We start from the raw sequence: 16,856 nt of genomic DNA, 5'->3' as shown, positions 1-16,856 counted from the left end.
CACACCGAAGCACGCCACACCACCGAAGGTCCGGGAGGATCACATGAGAACGACGTCGGCGCTGAAGACAGCAGCACTGCTCATTGTCTCCGTCGTTCTTGCCCTCGGCAGCGTGCAGGGAAGCCTTGCCGTGTGGAACACCGCTACCGGGTCGGGGGCTGGGACGGTCCAGGCTGCGGACTTCGCGGTCTTGCTCAAGACCGCCTCGGGGAACGAGCAACGCCTATCCGCCAACGGCGTGCCAGCGACGGTCACCCTTCCGGCAGTCACCAACCTGCAACCAGGGGAGACCCGCACTCTGCCGGTTGCTGTCACGAATGCGACCAACGCCGGCAGTGGCGCGTTCAGGATTCGGCTCACGGCTTCGCCAGCCGTCGTTTCCGGGGCGAAGACCCCCGGATTGGCGGCAACGGCCGGGATTTCCACGACGGGCAACTGCTCCGGGCAGACCAGTGCCACCGTTGACTTGGCGCAAAATGGCCAAGCCACCCTGTGCGTGAAGGTGACCTTGCAGGACAAAGTCCCGGCAACGTCGGGCGGGCAGACGAACAGTGTCAGCGTCAAGCTCGCAGCCACCCAACTCTGAGCCCCACCCACTCGTTCCCCGTTTGACCCCACAGTGAAGGACACCATGGCACAGCACGCAGCTTCGAAAACCACGAACCACGGCTCCACGACCTCCCTGCTGGGCAGCGCATTGAGTCTCGTCGCGCTGGTTCTTGCTGTCTTCGCTGCGGCGGTACTGATTATCGTGCCGATGGCGACCGGCTCGCAGACCTACTCCGTACTGACCAACTCGATGCGGCCTCATCTTCCCCCAGGGACCTTGCTGATCTCCCGGCCGGCGGCGTTCGGAGACCTCTCGGTGGGGGATGTGATCACCTACCAGCTCGAATCCGGGCAAGCCGACGTGATCACCCACCGCATCGTTTCGACCAGTGCCGACCAGCAGGGAAATACCTTGTTGATCACCCAGGGGGACAACAACTCCCTGCCCGACGAGGAACCTGTTCGTGAGGTCCAGGTCCGCGGGAAACTCTTCTACGCCGTGCCCTACGCAGGGTTTCTGGCGAACTGGCTGGGCAACCAGGACCGCGGTCTGGGCGCACAGATCGCCGCCCTGGCCCTCATCGGCTACGGCGGGTGGAACGTGGTTGGCGGAATCCTGACCCGGCGGCGGAAGTCCAGCAAACCGGCAGAGGCGGCCGGCGAGCAGATCCTGGCTGAGAACGAAGCCATGGCGAACCCGGATGTTGCTGCCGAACCCGCTGTTTCACTCGGCCACTCGTGGCCCGAACTCGAAACACCACCGGTGGTCCGTTCAACCCGCACCGTCCATTCAATAGATGGGCCGCGTCCGCGTGGACGCAGCCGCCACGAAAGGGTCTCCCGATGAGCTGCAAGCAGGCCTCCGCGACCGTCACGGAAACCACCCGAAAGTCCTCACGAGTACGTCTGGCAGCCATCGTGTATGCCGTTGTCGTCATCATGGGTATTACCGGGACCGGTGCACATGCCCTGTGGAGCCAAAACGGCACGGCAGTCACCAGCGTGACTACCGGCGTATGGGCACCGCAATTGATGTCAGGCGCATCAGTGAAGTGTTCTCCTGACTTTAATTGGCCGAAGAGCGAAGGCATCCTGAATGTCGCCTTCACCCCTCCCGTGGATGCAGATCTAGTAGAAGTGACCATCATTGATGTGGCGCAGACAGTTCATACCGAAAAGGTGAAAGTCAACAAAGGCGGACAAGCGACCGCCAAGCTCCCCGTGACTAGTGAGTGGTTGAAAACGACCAGCTTCTCCCTTTCCCTGACTCCCTCGTATCTGGGGATCGCCACCGAACCAGTCCAGAAGACAGTCACGGTAGATATGCGATTCTTGGGCAATATCAAGGCTTCTTGTGGTTAGGGACCAAAAATCATCTCGTGACGGCGTTCTAAGTTTGAATATCTAGGTCGGGGAACTGCACCTTGAACGTGCTGCCGATCCCCGGCTCGCTGCTGACGCTGATTGATCCGCCGTGTTCTTCCACCAGTTCCTTGGTGATCGACAGTCCCAGACCGGCCCCCGGGATGGCGGACCTCCGGACCGTGTCGGTCCGGTAGAAACGGGTAAAAAGGCGTTCCAACTCGTCCATGGTCATGCCCTGGCCCGTATCCGTAACCTCCAGTATCGGATCACCGGTCACGGAGCGATACGTCGAGACGTTGACGCAGCCGCCTGCAGGGGTGTATTTGAGTGCGTTGGAGAGCAGATTATCCACGATCTGTCCGAGCCGACGCTCGTCGCCGAGCAGATCAAGTCGGTTCGTCACCTTGGCGCTCAAACTGACAGCCAGCCGTTCAGCACGCGCGCTATGCGAGGGCAGGCAACCCTCGAGCACTTCCGTGAGATCCACCGGTTTCCTCGAGATCTCCACTTTGCCGGCGGCGGCATCGAGCAAATCCCCCACGAGGGCCAGTAAGCGTTCGGCATTGCGTTCGGCCACTCGCAGATACACCTTCACCGCTGGGTCAAGGTCCGCGGACTCGGAGGCCATCTCCAAGTATCCGACGATGGAGGTCAGCGGGGTACGCAGTTCGTGGTTCACCGTGGCCAGGAATTGGTCTTTGGCAGCGAGGGCCTCCAGAAGGTCGGTGACGTCGTGGAAGGCGATCACCGCTCCATGGTGTTGGCCATCGAGGAGCATCTGGCTGGCGGAGGCGTTGAACGCGCGCATTGCGTCTGGTCGGCCTCCCCAGACCAGTTGGCCCGAGTAGTCCTCTCCGAGGACTGCGCGGCGGACCGGACGCTGGTCCGCCGGTAGCGGTGTGGTCCGGTCGGCACCGAAGATCAACAGCCCCGCCTCATTCGGATCACTATCGTCCTCGGGGATGAGGGAGTCGTGGATGGTTCGCTGGGTGTCGTTCATCATCAGATCGTGGCCGCCTTCGTCGACCACGACGACGCCGACGTTGGCTGTATTGAGGACCGTGTTGACTAGCACCGCGTGTCTTTCCGCCTTCTCCAGCGCGCGGCGAGCGCTCCTTTGGGCCCGGGCGACGGCCAGGGACATGACGGCAATGGTCATCGTGAAGGCAAAGAGAACGACGGGGACTAGCAGCGGTTTGATGAGGGCCTTTGTTGAAAGCTCCGAACCCGCGAGGATCGTCTGGCCCCAGACCACGCCGAGTGGCAGGAGGAAAGAGACCGCCAGAACGAGGCCGGTCCGATAACGGGACCACGCCAACCAGAACAACGGCAGGGCCATCAGAATCGAAATACCGGTCAAGGTCTTAAAGCCAGCGAGCGACATCACGAAGAAGGCCAGCATGTCCATCAGCGGTACGAGGAGCACGACTGGCTCGGGCCAGCGCGTCCACGGCAGCACGGATGCGGCGACGGTAGCAGCAGCTATGGCGACAAAGCCGATCCACACACCGGGGGCCGAGAGCGCCGCCTGAGTATCGGCCACCAAAAAGAGGACGATGACGATGAGTGCGGCAATCGCCGAGGGGAGCTGGTTCACCGAGGCGAGCCCCCGGGCTCCCATTGCGGGAAGAGGTTCACGGAGGAAGCCGATGCGCAGAACGCGTCGGAGGCGAGCGGCAGGGGAGAGGGGACGGGCTGGTGCATCAACGCGTTCGTTCACCCATTCAGCCTACGGGGTACCGGAGCCCGACCTGTGCCGCAGGGCACGGGCTCCGACGATAGACTGAAGGCTCGCATCGCCGTCGATACTGGGGAGTTCGTTGTGCAGGAACATCGCGTGGCCGTCGTTGTCGAGGATGACGAAGATATCCGGGGACTTTTGGAGGCAGTGCTGTCGCAATCCGGATTCGTTGTTCACGCCACGGCATTGGGAAACGACGGAGTGGAACTGGTGAAACGGAATGCACCCGATCTGGTCACGCTGGACCTGGGCCTGCCCGATATCGACGGTTTCGAAGTGGCTCGCAGGATCCGGCACAGTTCAGATGCCCATATCGTCATGCTGACCGCCCGAACGGATGAGATCGACACGATTTTGGGGCTAGAGACAGGAGCGGATGACTTCCTGACCAAGCCCTTCAGCCCCCGGGAACTGAGGGCCCGGGTCGAAGCCATCATGCGCCGTCGAGAACGTCACCGGGTATCCGGTGAAACCTCGGCAGCGACGGGCGCACCAGCCGCGCCAGCTGTCGCGGAACCATTATCGGGCCAGCAAGTGGCCGCAAGAGAACCGGAGACGTCGACAACGTCTGTGGGCCTCAATGGATTGGTGCTGGATTCTGCCTCCTACTGCATTGAAGCCGAGGGCACGGAGATCGCAGTGACCCCTACCGAATTCGCCTTGCTCCAAGCCATTCTGGTTGGCGGGCGCACGGTACGGACCAAGACTTCACTGGTCAGAAGACTGCGTGATGAGGATGCCGACGCCGGTACGTTCGTCTCCGAAGCAGACGAGCGCAGCGTGGAAGTCCACATCGGGAACCTTCGGCGCAAGCTCGCGGACAACGCGAAGGCGCCCCGCTGGATCGAAACGGTCCGTGGCATCGGCTACCGTGCCGCCCGGCCCCGCCAGTCCGCAGGAGGGGCATGATCCCAGTTCAAGACACTAAACTGGAGCCATGACTTCCGTGGCACCCCTGGTTCTGGGCATTGAATCCTCCTGCGACGAAACCGGCATCGGGATCGTCCGGGGCGCCGAACTACTGGCCAACACGGTCTCCTCCTCCATGGACGAACACGTCCGCTTTGGCGGTGTCATCCCCGAAATTGCCTCCCGGGCCCACCTGGAAGCCTTCGTACCGACACTGGAGGAAGCCCTCTCCACTGCCGGCGTGCGCCTGGCCGACGTCGACGCGCTCGCCGTCACCTCGGGCCCCGGTCTCTCCGGGGCGCTCATGGTCGGAGTGGCCGCAGCAAAAGCCTTGGCCCTGGCCTCGGGGAAACCGCTGTATGCCATCAACCATTTGGTAGCCCATGTGGGGGTGGGGGTGCTCGACGGCGGGGCTCTGCCCGACCGGCTGGGTGCCTTGCTGGTCTCCGGGGGACATACCGAGATCCTGCGGGTGAATTCGCTGGCCTCCGATGTGGAGCTGCTCGGGGCCACCATCGATGATGCTGCCGGAGAAGCGTACGACAAGGTGGCCCGACTCCTGGGGTTGGGCTATCCGGGCGGACCTGTTATCGACACGATCGCCCGTGAGGGCGACCCGAAAGCCATCCGCTTTCCCCGCGGGCTTTCGCTGCCGAAATTCACCGGTACCGCCGAATCCCCGGGAAAACACCGCTACGATTTTTCGTTCTCGGGACTCAAGACCGCGGTGGCCCGTTGCGTGGAACAGTACCGGGCCCGCGGCGTAGAACTCCCGGTGGCGGACATCGCCGCCTCCTTCCAGGAAGCGGTGGTCGACGTGGTGACCAAAAAAGCCATCATGGCCTGCACCGAACACGGGCTGGACAACCTTCTGCTCGGTGGTGGCGTCGCGGCGAACTCGCGCCTGCGTGAACTACTTGCCGCCCGGTGCACCTCTGCTGGCATCACGTTGAGGGTTCCGCGGATCGGGTTATGCACCGACAACGGGGCGATGGTGGCGGCGCTGGCCTCACAACTGGTGATGGAGGGGGTCGAGCCCACCGGCCTAGAATTCTCCGCCGATTCCGGCCAACCGGTGTCGGCCATCAGCCTGTAGCCCGCTGCTCAGGCGATGTGCATTCTGGCGATGTTGTCCTTCACCACGGCGCGCAGGTCCCCTGAATTGGCGGCAGCGATCTTGCGTTGCCACTGGTAGCCGGCTCCACCCCGGATGATGCGTTCGACGTCGGCGAGTTCATCACTGCACCCCAGTTTGCGGGCCACCGGCTCCAACCGGTTCAGCTCTCGCATCAGGTGGTCGGTGACCAGCATTTCATCACCGGCGGCATTGAGGATGATGATCGCGTCCATGCCATAGCGGGCGGCCCGCCACTTATTTTCCGTGCGATGCCAGGGAGGCATCACGTCGATGCTGCCGCCGTGGTCCAAAGTGGTGGACATGTCATCCACCAGGCACTGGGTGAGGGCCGCAATGGCGCCGATGTCCTGCAGCGAGGACAAACCGTCGCAGATCCGCATCTCCACGGTTCCGAACCGGGGGACCGGGCGGACATCCCAGCGGATTTCGGAGATGTCGTCGATGACACCGGTGTGCAGCATGTCAGCGACGTAGCCTTCGAATTGCGACCAGGTGTCGAAATGGTAGGGCAGTCCCGCAGTGGGCAACTGCTGGAACATCAAGGCCCGGTGGGAAGCGTAGCCGGTGTCTTCCCCGCCCCAGAACGGGCTGGAGGCCGAAAGGGCTTGGAAGTGGGGCTGGTAGTTGATCAGGCCATCGACCACGGGTAGAGCCTTCTCCCGACGATCCAGGCCGACGTGGACATGCACCCCGTAGATCACCATCTGTTGGCCCCACCACTGGGTGCGATCAATGAGCTTGGCGTAGCGCTCCTGGTCGGTGACCGGCTGCAGCTTGGGGGAGGCGAAGGGGTGGGAGCCGGCGCTATAGAGGTCGATTCCCAGGGGATCGGTGACCTCGCGGATGACCCCGAGGTTCTCGTGGAGCTGGGTCTTGGCCTCGCTGACCGTTTCACAGACTCCGGTCACGATCTCGACCGTGTTCAACAGCAGCTCCTGCTTCACATGCGGGTGCTCCTCATCGGGATCCAACCCGCCATGGGCAGCATGAATGCCCTCCAACACCTGTTGGGCTACCGATCGCAGGTCCCCACTCTCGTGGTCCACGAGCGCAACTTCCCACTCGACGCCGAGCGTTGATTGCCGGGAGTCGGCGAAATCGATCTGCATCCGCGTTCCTGACGTCGGTGGGTATGAGTACCGGCTCAGTCTAGCTGTGGGGGACCGGCCGCTGGGGACGACCAGCTCACAGCGGTGTGACCTCGATGGCCAGACGGCGATCGCCGATCCGAGTGAGGACCAGCGTCGCCCGGCGTTTGGCTTTCTTCCCCACGCCGGCCAACAGCATCTTGCGTAGTTCCTCCGGTGCGACATCGAGCCCGCGTTTCTTGATGTCCAATATGCCGATCCCTTCGGACTTTGCCCACATGCGCAGCGCCTTGACGTTATAGGGGTGGACACGTAGCACTTCGTAGGCCCGGGCAAAGGGGGTCTGTACATGTTCGGGAGCGCAGAAGTAGGCAATATGCGGGTCGATCAGGTGGCCGCCGACCTGCTGAAGTGCCTCGGCCACCAGTCCGGCCCTGATGACCGCCCCATCGGGTTCGTAGAGGTAGCCTCCGATGTCGCCGACGGGAACCTCACCGCGCAGTGAGGCCCCGGCGTCGTGGTCCGTGGAGGAGGTCAGCTCGTGGGAACCCGCAGTGCCCACGACCAAGGCGGCTCGACGGACTCCTGCCCGGGCCAGCGGGCCGAACCACAGCGCGACTTCGGTGACATCGCCGTTAACCGAAACCCATTGGGCTTCGCAGTTGGCCGGGAGCGACTCATGGGGGATCCCGGGACCGAGCTTCACCCCGACGGGCAGCCCGCTGTCCGCCAATGCTTCGACATGGGACAACGGTGGGCTGAACGCTTCGGGGTCGAAGAGCCGGGAGGTGCCCGACGACGAGGTGGTGCGCCGTGCCGGATCCAACCAGACGGCGTCGAAGCCTTCCAGGTCGAAGGTGGTGGCATCCGTGTTGACCACGCGGGCATTGGGCCAGGGCATGAGGTTCACGGTGGCCGCCGCGGCGGTTGTCTCATCGAGTTCGACGGCGGTGACGTCTAGTTCCAGGGAGGCCATGGCCATGGAATCGACGCCCAGCCCGCAACCGAGGTCGGCCACCTTGGAGAATCCGGCACCGACGAACCGTTGGGCATGCAGGGCGGCGATACTGAGCCGGGTGGCCTGTTCGAGCCCGGCGCGGGTGAAGATCATGTGCTCGGCGAACGGGCCGAGCTTGCTGGTTCCCTGGGCGCGGAGTCGGGCCTGGTGGACGACGGCGGTGACCAGTTCGGCCTCGTGCCCCTCCTTGCGCAAGCGCAGGTTCAGTTCCAACGCCTCTTGGTCGGTGGTCGCCGCGTCGACGGGAAGGGAATTGAGCAGGCCAAAACCCTCGGGGGAGAGGATGGCGGCAAGATTTTCCGAGGCAGGCGCGGGGGATGGCATGGGAACCAGCCTAGTCGCCGGTTGGCTCGTCCGATCGCCTTCAAGAAGGGTAGTTGGGTCGAGGAGTCAACTGTGCTTGGTGCCCGCCATGGGGAGTTCTGCCCATGGCGTGGCTGCAGGGGCGCGGATATCTTGGTGGGTGAGGAAGTTCGGGGACCGGCTGAAAACTCGGATGGTTGCCGGTATCACGAGTAGCGGGGCAGATGCAGACGAGCGGTGTGCACGGGTACGCGATTGTCCCGGCGACGGTGCGCGGCGCGTTGCGACAAGTCAGAAGCGAACGGGAGGACCTGGATTCTCAGCGCGAAGCACTTTTGGGGACGATGGAAGACCTGATGGAAGCGACGAAGATGCGGTCACCGGCATGGAGGAATCGGTACAGGCCTTCGAACAGGGCGATGCCACGATGATGGACAGTGCACAAACCTCAATGCAGCAGAGTGTTGTTGTGGAAATCGACGACGCACTGACCGTGGAGGAATAGGTATGGTCATTGACGCGACGGGGCTTGAGGACTGGCCGGAGCCCGCAGTTATCGACTCTGCTGCTTCGGCTCTCGCCAAGAAGGGCAAAGACCTCTGCGAAAAGGTCGAGGATTGCGAGACGGCGTGGAAAGGCTTGTACCCGGGGTTCACCACGAAACCCGAGACGGCGCAGGAAAAGGTCAGAGAGTTGTTCGACCTGATCACGACCCACGGTGCGGCAGTCAAGGGTGCCACGTCCCTCGTCAAGGATGCCACGCAGGACTTCGCGTCGAAGATCCGCGAGCTGGAAATCCGCAAGACGGAGGCCCGTCTGCGCATCTCCGAACACGATGAACTCGTGGCCGCGGGCACGGAGGTTACCGCGGGCATCTAGACGACGGACCTGGTTCAGGAATACGTCAATATCCTCGTGGGGGACTTGGTCAAGGCGGCAGAGAACTGTTCCTCCACGCTGGAAGGCATCGATGGACAGGCCATTGAAAACGCCGGGCTGTTGAAACCGGAATTGGGCTCGGGTGACTACGTCACCATGGCCGCCTGGGCGACTTTCGACTCGGTGGTCTATCACTACACGGTTTCCACTGCGGTCGAGGTTCCCTTGTGGGATTACAGCACTACTGCTCCGAGCGCCGATTGGGTAGTCGACGTCGACGGCAATATCACTCGGGCACCATTCATCACTGGACCAGAACAGGTGGGGTCACGGGTAGAAATCCAGGACGTTGAGCATACCGGGACCAAGAAGGCGTGGACCGGCATGCGGACTCCCATCAACCAGTGGGCCTATGAGCGCTTTGATTGGTACAAGAACCGGGTCGATACCCATTCCACCCTCTATACCCAGGGTGGACCTCGTTTCTGGGACGTGAAGGGACGGATCCTCGACTTCGACGATGCGATGCGCAATGGTGGCAAACTCACCAAGGCCCTGCGCGTGGCCGGGCCGATTGCCACCGTTGCCACGATAGGACTCACCTATAAGGGCGAGCACGATCAGGCCGAGGCCGAGCTGGCCGCCGACCACCCTGATTGGACCCAGGACGAAATTTCAGCCCGCGCCCGAGAAATGGCTGGTGTTCAGGGAACGGTCCAGGTTGGCCTGGACATTGGTGCCGGGGTGGCGGGCGCTGCGATCGGCACTGCGATGGGTGGCCCCGTGGGCACGGTGATCGGTTTCGGCGTCGGCATCGGCCTCAGCTGGGTCTTGAACGAATCCGGAATCGGCGATGGAATCAAGGACATCGCCCAAGCCGCCCGGGATGGTGGCAAGGATCTCCTGGGGGACGCAGGCGATCAGGTCAGCGACGCGTGGAATTCAGTGTTCGGATAGTTTGTAGCCCGTCTGTGGATGCGGGCAGCCAAGAACTCGAGCGCGGACCGGCCACGTTGCCGACCGGCGTAGCGAACGACAAGGAGGCCGCACATGACGGCAGAACAACTGTCCCCGTGGGTGTCCTTCGCGTTCGGTCTGGTGAATTTCATCGCCGGGATACTGGCCTATCGTGGCCGATTCCAAGCCTGGCTGATGCTCAAGGGCTCGTTGATGCCCGGCTGGCCGGGGCTGGCTTCCTTGTATCTCGGGGTGGCCTTCATGATGATCGGCGTGGGGCCCCTAGTCCTGGGGTATGCGCCACCCTTGCTTCAGCTGGCCCATTTCTTCCTGTTGTTTCCGAGTCTGGTCGTGGGCATCATCGCCGTGTTCTGGCTCCCTTCCTTCATGCTTCCGGCCTGGATCAAGGAAACCCGCAGAAGAATACGAGCAGGCGAGGATCGGCTCTCCCAGGCACTCGCGCCTGGTGGTGCACTCTATGGCCGTCTCGGCGTCGCTGCCCGGCACCACAACGGGGGACAGGGCGGGCCCCGGGGCGCGAAACCGGATGACGATGGGGAGAGCCGATGAGCTCCGACATCCCGACAGGGGGTGGCCCAGGGAAGTTCACCAGACCGTTGGCCTGCCCTGCCCACCGGAGTGGGTCAGGCTTGCAGGGGAAGCCGACACGATGGTGTTGGCCTATCCCGAGGTCTCTCCAGATACGTTCCGTCCGAACATCGTCGTGCGCAGCCGGCCCACCTCTGGTTCGCTTCCGGCGCTGGGCGCGCAGTCACTCGCCGGAATATTGGGTGGGATACCAGGCTCCCATTGCATCGCACACGATCGCGGGGAGGTGGCTGGTCGGCCTGCGCGGGGTCAATTATTCACCTTCTCCACCAACGAACACACGGTGCTGATTGACCGTTGGTTGTGTTTCGCCGGAGCGAACGCCGTAGAAATCGCTGCGCATTACACCGTGGAACAACAGGAGGACATTGCCCCGCTGTTCGCCGAGATCCTTGCTGGGGCGATCATCGATGATGCAGTAGCCGATGGATCGATGCCCGAACCCATGCGTGAACCGCCGCTGGACCCGTACCTCCAGGAAGCCTCGGGGATCCGTGCCGAAGCCGTGGACCGGGTCTGCCGGATCCAGCCGTATCGACCGGCAGGCCCCGTGTTGACTGATGCGGCCTTCCGTTTGGTCATGGACCATGCCGGGCAGCGTCGGCTGGGGAAGATGCAGATGATGGCCGCGGCCGGGGAGTGCGCCGAACTAGTGGCCGTAGGACTCATGGAGCCGGACGGCGCCTTCACCCGCGCCTTCGAGCTGTTGTCGGTTCCCCTGAATTCGGCTCGACGACGGTTTGTCGTCGAAGGCCAGTACGGTACCCAAACCACCCAGCTTGATGCTTGGGCAGGGGGAGGCTGCGTGCTGGTGGCCTCGCGGCCCTCGCATGCGCAGCTGGTGCTCGGTGAGACGGAAAACGCCGTCCCGCCGGGGGCTGTACGCCTGGACGTGATCCGTGAGGGGAGCCTGCCGGGTGTCATCGCTGCCTGGGCCGGTCTGGGGCCCGCGTGGAGCGTGCCGGGAAGCGTCGACCAAGTTCCCATGGGGGCCTTTGAAAACAGGCTTGAAGGTTCCGGCGCCCCGCCTGCGGGAGCGGATCGCGCTTTGGAGCGAGCATGGGCCCAATCTTGGTTCGTGTGGCGCTTTAGGATGCCGGATCTGGACATGGAACGAGCGTGGCTTAATGCCGGGAGTGCCGGACACTTTGCGATTGGCCGCTCCCCGGAAGGGACCATGATGGTCCAAGCAACGCCATCGGCACATGTCTGGAAAACCATGAGCCAGGAGATCGGGCTGGCTCTTCAACTTCACTAGCTTCATCGAGGGTTGCGGCGGTGTACTTCACGGTGACCTTGGCGGGGATTTCCTCGCCCGCACCGCGGAATGCCAATGAAGAGCCGGGGGCGCGCGCAAAGTCGGTGGCAGGTACCGTTGGATCATGAACCCCGCCGATGAATTCCCCGCCCCCTCACCAGGTGCCCCGGCTACTTCGATCCCGGGGGGCGGGAAGGCAGCTGAGGGCCTCCCTGAAACCGGTGACGGACTTCTGGACAGCTTCCCGGAAGCCCTGGCAGCCGGAGACGTCGACGCGGGGGAGGCCATCTGGCCCCGTGGTTCGGCTCTCGGATTCCGGGTCGTCCTCTATGCAGCTTTGTCCATCGGCGTGGTGGCCGGACTGTCTCTCATTGCGGCCTGGGGCATCCAAGCAGTATTGACCGGCTCCTATCTCCGCGGCGGAGGCGAATACTTCGGCTCCGGTATCGAGGCGAGCACGGCGAGGGAACTGTTGTCCTTACCGGTCGGGGGATTCATCTCGGTCCTTCTGCTTTGCCTCATCGGCATGTGCATCGGGGTCTGGGGCATCCAGCGCGGCAAGGCTGCTCACAGTGTCTGATTTGGCACTCGCCTTGACCGAGTGCCAGCGACCTCATAGAGTCTGTATTAGCACTCGAAGACATCGGGTGCTAAAGCCTGAGGTACTTGCCAGCTGGCACCGCGACGACGGTTGGTACACCCCAACGGCCCCGTAACCATTGGTAACTCACGCAAAGGAGAGATCCGCATGTCGGTCTCCATCAAGCCTCTCGAGGATCGCATCGTTGTTCAGCCGCTCGAGGCAGAACAGACCACGGCTTCCGGCCTGGTCATCCCTGACACCGCCAAGGAAAAGCCCCAGGAGGGCAAGGTCGTGGCAGTGGGCCCGGGTCGCGTTGACGACAACGGCAACCGCGTTCCCGTCGACGTAGCCGAGGGCGACGTCGTCATCTACTCGAAGTACGGCGGCACCGAGGTCAAGGTCGGCGGCGCCGAGTACCTCGTCCTCTCCGCCCGCGACGTTCTGGCCATCGTCGTCAAGTAGTTCCCGAGCGTGAAGCCCCGGCCCCAGCGGCCGGGGCTTCACGCGGTGAGCAAGGAGTAGCAACATGGCAAAGCAGCTTTCATTCAACGACGACGCCCGCAAGGCGCTCGAGGCCGGCATCAATAAGCTGGCCGATACCGTCAAGGTCACGATCGGCCCGCGCGGCCGCAACGTGGTCCTGGACAAGAAGTGGGGAGCCCCCACGATCACCAATGACGGCGTGACCATCGCCCGCGAGATCGAGCTTGACGATTCCTACGAGAATCTCGGAGCCCAGCTCGCCAAGGAGGTCGCCACCAAGACCAACGATGTCGCCGGTGACGGAACCACCACCGCCACGGTGCTCGCTCAGGCACTGGTCAAGGAAGGATTGCGCAACGTCGCGGCCGGCGCTGCGCCGGGCGAGATCAAGCGTGGCATCGAGGCCTCGGTCCAGGCCGTGACGGCCCGTCTGGCAGAGAACGCCCGCCCCGTTGAAGGCGAGGACGTGGCCAACGTGGCCGCGATCTCCGCCCAGGACGACGAAATTGGCGAGCTGCTGGCCAAGGCGTTCGGCACGGTCGGCGCCGAAGGTGTCATCACGATCGAGGAATCGAACACGACCTCGACCGAAATGACCATCACCGAGGGCATGCAGTTCGACAAGGGCTACCTGTCCCCGCATTTCGTGACCGACCCGGAACGTCAGGAAGCCGTCCTCGAAGACGCCATGATCCTGATTCACTCCGGCAAGATCTCCGCCGTGCAGGACTTCCTGCCGCTGCTGGAGAAGGTCCTGCAGGCCAATAAGCCGCTGTTCATCATTGCCGAGGACGTTGAGGGCGAAGCCCTGTCCACGCTGGTGGTCAACAAGCTGCGTGGCACGCTGAGCGTCGTGGCCATCAAGGCCCCGGGCTTCGGCGATCGCCGCAAGGCCATGATGCAGGACATCGCGATCCTCACCGGTGCCCAGGTCGTGTCCCAGGACCTCGGACTGAAGCTGGACCAGGTCGGTACCGAGGTTCTCGGTTCCGCCCGCCGCATCACGGTCACCAAGGACAACACCACGATTGTCGACGGCAACGGCGACACCGCGGATGTCGATGATCGCGTGGCCCAGCTCAAGGCCGAAATCGGCCGCACCGATTCCGAGTGGGACAAGGAAAAGCTCCAGGAGCGTCTGGCCAAGCTCTCCGGCGGTATCGGCGTGATCCGCGTCGGCGCAGCCACCGAGGTTGAGCTCAAGGAACGCAAGCACCGCATCGAAGACGCCGTCTCCGCCACGCGTGCAGCGATCCAGGAAGGCATTGTCGCCGGTGGCGGTACCGCCCTGGTCGACGCGCTCTCCGTGCTGGACACCGACCCGAACGTGACCGCCCTCGAAGGCGACGCCGCTGCTGCGGTGGGCATCGTCCGCCGTGCACTGGTCCAGCCGCTGCGCTGGATCGCCCAGAACGCAGGCTTCGATGGCTACGTCGTGGCGAACCACGTCTCCGAGTCGGCGGTGAACTCGGGCTTCAACGCCAAGTCCGGTGAGTACGAGGACCTGCTGGCAGCCGGTGTCATCGACCCGGTGAAGGTGACGCGTTCAGCACTTCAGAACGCCGCTTCGATCGCCGCCCTGGTGCTCACGACCGAGACCCTGGTCGCCGATAAGCAGGAAGACGACGACAGCGACGGCCATCAGCACTAGGTCGTCACGCGACGCAGGACCCTCTCCCCGCATCAACTGCGGTGGGAGGGTCTCCTGCGTTAATGGAGGTGGGCTGTGCCGCCTGAGGAGTGGTGGCCCTCGGTTGGACCCACCCGGCCTGTAACAGTTCGGTAACGGTGGGCTGCTAAAGTGGTGGACGCCGGGCAGGGACGGACCCCGGCGGATGTTAGGTACCAGCCACAGGAAGGCGGCGAAACCATGTCTGATCCACGCCGCTACCGACCCGGAACCGCGACTCCGGCCCCGAGCAAACCGCATTACCGCCCCGAAGTTCAGGGCCTTCGCGCTTTCGCCGTACTCATGGTGGTCACCTACCACGTCTGGTTGGGACGCGTCTCCGGAGGCGTCGATGTCTTCCTGCTGATCTCGGCGTTCCTGCTGACCTCATCGTTCGCCTATAAAGTGTCCGCGGGGAAGCCGATCGGGCTGCTGAGGTACTGGTTGCACCGGTTCAAATCACTGTTGCCGGCAGCCGTCGTCGTCCTCTTGGCCGTTCTTCTAGCTACCGCGGCGCTGCTGCCCAGGACCCGGTGGGGCGAGGTCTTCGAACAGACCTGGTCGACTCTTTTCTATACGCAGAACTGGACGCTGGCGCGGGAATCGGTGGACTATTACGCCGAAAACCATGGAGCCGCCAGCCCCTTGCAGCACTTCTGGTCGCTGTCGATCCAAGGGCAGGTCTTCATCCTGTGGCCGCTGGTCATCGGAGCGGCCGCACTCGTCTGGAAACTGCTCCGCAGGGCTCGTCCACACGTAGGATTCGGCTCCGTCCTAGCGGTGGCCTTCGGCCTCGTCTTCATCGGTTCCTTGACGTACTCGATCCACATCACGAGCACCAGCCAGTCCTGGGCCTATTTCGACACCGGGGCCCGGCTGTGGGAGTTTGCTCTCGGGTCCTTGCTGGCCGTGCTCCTTCCCCATATCGGCCAATTGCCGATGGCGGTGCGTGTGGCCCTGGGGTGGGCTGGCATGCTGGCGATGCTTTCCTGCGGCATCCTGCTGCAGGTCCAGCAGCAGTTTCCCGGATACATCGCCCTCTGGCCGACCTTGTCGGCTGCGGCGATCATCACCGCCGGACGGACGGGACATCCGTTCGGCGTCGACCGGTTGTTGGCGGCCCGCCCGCTGACCCGGCTGGGGGACCTTTCATACGCGCTGTATCTCTGGCACTGGCCCATCCTGGTGATCTATCTGTCGGTGAATCGACTCGATGAACCCGACTTTCTGGGTGGTCTTGGCGTCATCGGACTGTCCTTGGGGCTGGCTTGGGTGACGACCAAGGGCGTTGAGACCCCATTCCACGGCTGGCGGTGGCCCACGCTACGGCGCCGACGGCTCGGACTCGTCGTCGGTCTGCTGGTGGGCATGGTCGCGATGCCCCTGAGCGGCTGGCAGGCTCGGGTTGCCGCCGACGAAACGGCAGCCCAGTCCCAACCGAAGCTGGACAACCCCGGTGCCGCATCCTTGACGCCGGGTTACGAGCCCACCGGAGACCCCGAAGCCATGGTGCGTCCACTAGCGACCCAACTCTCGGGGGAGTGGGCGAACTACGGCGGTGAATGTGGCCAGGGCTATGAACTCACGGACCCGGTCATGGAATTTTGCCAAATGGGCGGGGATCCGCAGACCGCCGATCAGACCATCATCGTCCTGGGGGATTCGCACGCCCAGCATTGGACCAGCGCACTGGACCAGGCGGCCCAGAAGAACAACTGGGCGTGGGTGCTGATCAACCGCAACGCCTGCCGGTTCGGCGCCGAGGACCGCAGCCGTGATGCCGAATGCAACGAATTCAACGAGGCGGCCACCGACTACGTGCTGGACCACGAGGCAGACGCCGTACTGACGCTCGGTACTCTCACGCAGGCCTACGGGTCCACCGATGAGCGCACCCCTGCCGATGAGGAGACCGTCGTCCCTGGCTACGAAGAAGGAATCCGGCCCTTCCTCGAACAAGGCAAACAGGTCATTGCGATGCGCGATACCCCCCGCTTCGGGCTCGGTGTGCCCGAATGCGTGGACCTCAACGGGCCGGACTCCGAACAATGCCAGGTCCCCCGAGATGAGCTCATCGCCGCCGACTCCCCGCTGGATGACCTCCACGCCGAAGCCATGAGGGGAGAACTCCCGGGCGACCTGGGCTTTTTGGATATGACCAGCGAACTCTGCCCGGACGGAATCTGCCGCCCCGTCATCGGCAACGTGTTGGTCTATCTCGACAAATCCCATCTGACCAAGACCTACGCGCGCAGCACCTCCGAGGTGTTCGAACGCCGACTGAAATCGGCACTGGACTGGTAAAGG

General features: G+C 63.5%; 16 protein-coding genes. 13 read left to right on the top strand and 3 right to left on the bottom strand.

From position 1 onward, the window contains the following. Positions 1 to 43 precede the first annotated feature (43 nt). From CIK75_RS05055 to CIK75_RS05045, 3 genes are read left to right on the top strand one after another with little or no spacing between them, the layout of a single operon-like run. Positions 44 to 586, top strand: a complete 543-nt coding sequence (locus CIK75_RS05055) for a hypothetical protein (protein ID WP_096223359.1) — start codon at positions 44 to 46, stop codon at positions 584 to 586. 45 nt (positions 587 to 631) lie between these two features. Continuing rightward, on the top strand, positions 632 to 1,396 hold the full coding sequence (locus CIK75_RS05050; RefSeq protein ID WP_096223358.1) for a signal peptidase I: 765 nt from the start codon (positions 632 to 634) through the stop codon (positions 1,394 to 1,396). Next, on the top strand, positions 1,393 to 1,911 hold the full coding sequence (locus tag CIK75_RS05045) for a hypothetical protein (RefSeq protein WP_096223357.1): 519 nt from the start codon (positions 1,393 to 1,395) through the stop codon (positions 1,909 to 1,911). The genes CIK75_RS05050 and CIK75_RS05045 overlap by 4 nt, the downstream gene beginning before the upstream one ends. Before the next feature lie 28 nt (positions 1,912 to 1,939). Here the strand turns inward: CIK75_RS05045 and CIK75_RS05040 are convergent, their stop codons facing one another. Beyond that, positions 1,940 to 3,634 carry an ATP-binding protein gene (locus tag CIK75_RS05040; RefSeq protein WP_143413273.1) on the bottom strand — a complete coding sequence of 565 codons (1,695 nt, stop codon included), beginning with the start codon at positions 3,632 to 3,634 and terminating at the stop codon, positions 1,940 to 1,942. A gap of 102 nt (positions 3,635 to 3,736) precedes the next feature. Between CIK75_RS05040 and CIK75_RS05035 the strand changes: the two genes are divergently transcribed. Then, positions 3,737 to 4,564 carry a response regulator transcription factor gene (locus CIK75_RS05035; protein ID WP_198962394.1) on the top strand — a complete coding sequence of 276 codons (828 nt, stop codon included), beginning with the start codon at positions 3,737 to 3,739 and terminating at the stop codon, positions 4,562 to 4,564. Positions 4,565 to 4,592: 28 nt separating this feature from the next. Then, the gene (tsaD, locus tag CIK75_RS05030; RefSeq protein WP_087000392.1) at positions 4,593 to 5,660 is read left to right on the top strand and encodes a tRNA (adenosine(37)-N6)-threonylcarbamoyltransferase complex transferase subunit TsaD; all 1,068 of its coding nucleotides are present in this window, start codon (positions 4,593 to 4,595) and stop codon (positions 5,658 to 5,660) included. Positions 5,661 to 5,668: 8 nt separating this feature from the next. On the opposite strand, the gene CIK75_RS05025 is transcribed toward tsaD, so the two are convergent. Both CIK75_RS05025 and CIK75_RS05020 read right to left on the bottom strand, forming a co-directional pair. Further along, positions 5,669 to 6,811 carry a glutamate--cysteine ligase gene (locus CIK75_RS05025; RefSeq protein WP_096223355.1) on the bottom strand — a complete coding sequence of 381 codons (1,143 nt, stop codon included), beginning with the start codon at positions 6,809 to 6,811 and terminating at the stop codon, positions 5,669 to 5,671. 76 nt (positions 6,812 to 6,887) lie between these two features. Next, a complete protein-coding gene (locus tag CIK75_RS05020) occupies positions 6,888 to 8,132 on the bottom strand; it encodes a class I SAM-dependent methyltransferase (protein ID WP_096223354.1) in 1,245 nt (414 codons plus the stop codon). 486 nt (positions 8,133 to 8,618) lie between these two features. On the opposite strand from CIK75_RS05020, the gene CIK75_RS05015 reads away from it, so the two are divergent. The 8 genes from CIK75_RS05015 to CIK75_RS04980 all read left to right on the top strand — a co-directional run bounded on the left by CIK75_RS05015 (position 8,619) and on the right by CIK75_RS04980 (position 16,853). Further along, positions 8,619 to 8,990 (top strand): hypothetical protein, encoded by a 372-nt coding sequence (locus CIK75_RS05015; RefSeq protein WP_096223353.1) that lies wholly within the window; start codon positions 8,619 to 8,621, stop codon positions 8,988 to 8,990. Positions 8,991 to 9,026: 36 nt separating this feature from the next. After that, positions 9,027 to 9,947: a hypothetical protein gene (locus tag CIK75_RS05010; protein WP_096223352.1), complete on the top strand. Its 921-nt coding sequence runs from the start codon at positions 9,027 to 9,029 to the stop codon at positions 9,945 to 9,947. Positions 9,948 to 10,040: 93 nt separating this feature from the next. Further along, positions 10,041 to 10,517, top strand: a complete 477-nt coding sequence (locus CIK75_RS05005; protein ID WP_096223351.1) for a hypothetical protein — start codon at positions 10,041 to 10,043, stop codon at positions 10,515 to 10,517. Positions 10,518 to 10,839: 322 nt separating this feature from the next. Continuing rightward, positions 10,840 to 11,814: a hypothetical protein gene (locus CIK75_RS05000; protein ID WP_206745473.1), complete on the top strand. Its 975-nt coding sequence runs from the start codon at positions 10,840 to 10,842 to the stop codon at positions 11,812 to 11,814. Between the two features lie 124 nt (positions 11,815 to 11,938). After that, entirely contained in the window at positions 11,939 to 12,394 is a 456-nt protein-coding gene (locus CIK75_RS04995; RefSeq protein WP_096223349.1) for a hypothetical protein, read from the top strand. 168 nt (positions 12,395 to 12,562) lie between these two features. After that, complete coding sequence (gene groES / locus CIK75_RS04990; protein ID WP_087000407.1) at positions 12,563 to 12,859, top strand: co-chaperone GroES; 297 nt, start codon at positions 12,563 to 12,565, stop codon at positions 12,857 to 12,859. 64 nt (positions 12,860 to 12,923) lie between these two features. Next, positions 12,924 to 14,531: a chaperonin GroEL gene (groL, locus tag CIK75_RS04985; protein ID WP_087000409.1), complete on the top strand. Its 1,608-nt coding sequence runs from the start codon at positions 12,924 to 12,926 to the stop codon at positions 14,529 to 14,531. Positions 14,532 to 14,750: 219 nt separating this feature from the next. After that, complete coding sequence (locus CIK75_RS04980) at positions 14,751 to 16,853, top strand: acyltransferase family protein (RefSeq protein ID WP_096223348.1); 2,103 nt, start codon at positions 14,751 to 14,753, stop codon at positions 16,851 to 16,853. Positions 16,854 to 16,856: the final 3 nt, after the last annotated feature.

The organism is Glutamicibacter sp. BW78 (assembly GCF_002332245.1).
Lineage (GTDB): Bacteria > Actinomycetota > Actinomycetes > Actinomycetales > Micrococcaceae > Arthrobacter_H > Arthrobacter_H rhombi_A.
Note: the sequence above shows the minus strand (reverse complement) of the source record. Positions and strands in the feature narration are given on the sequence as shown.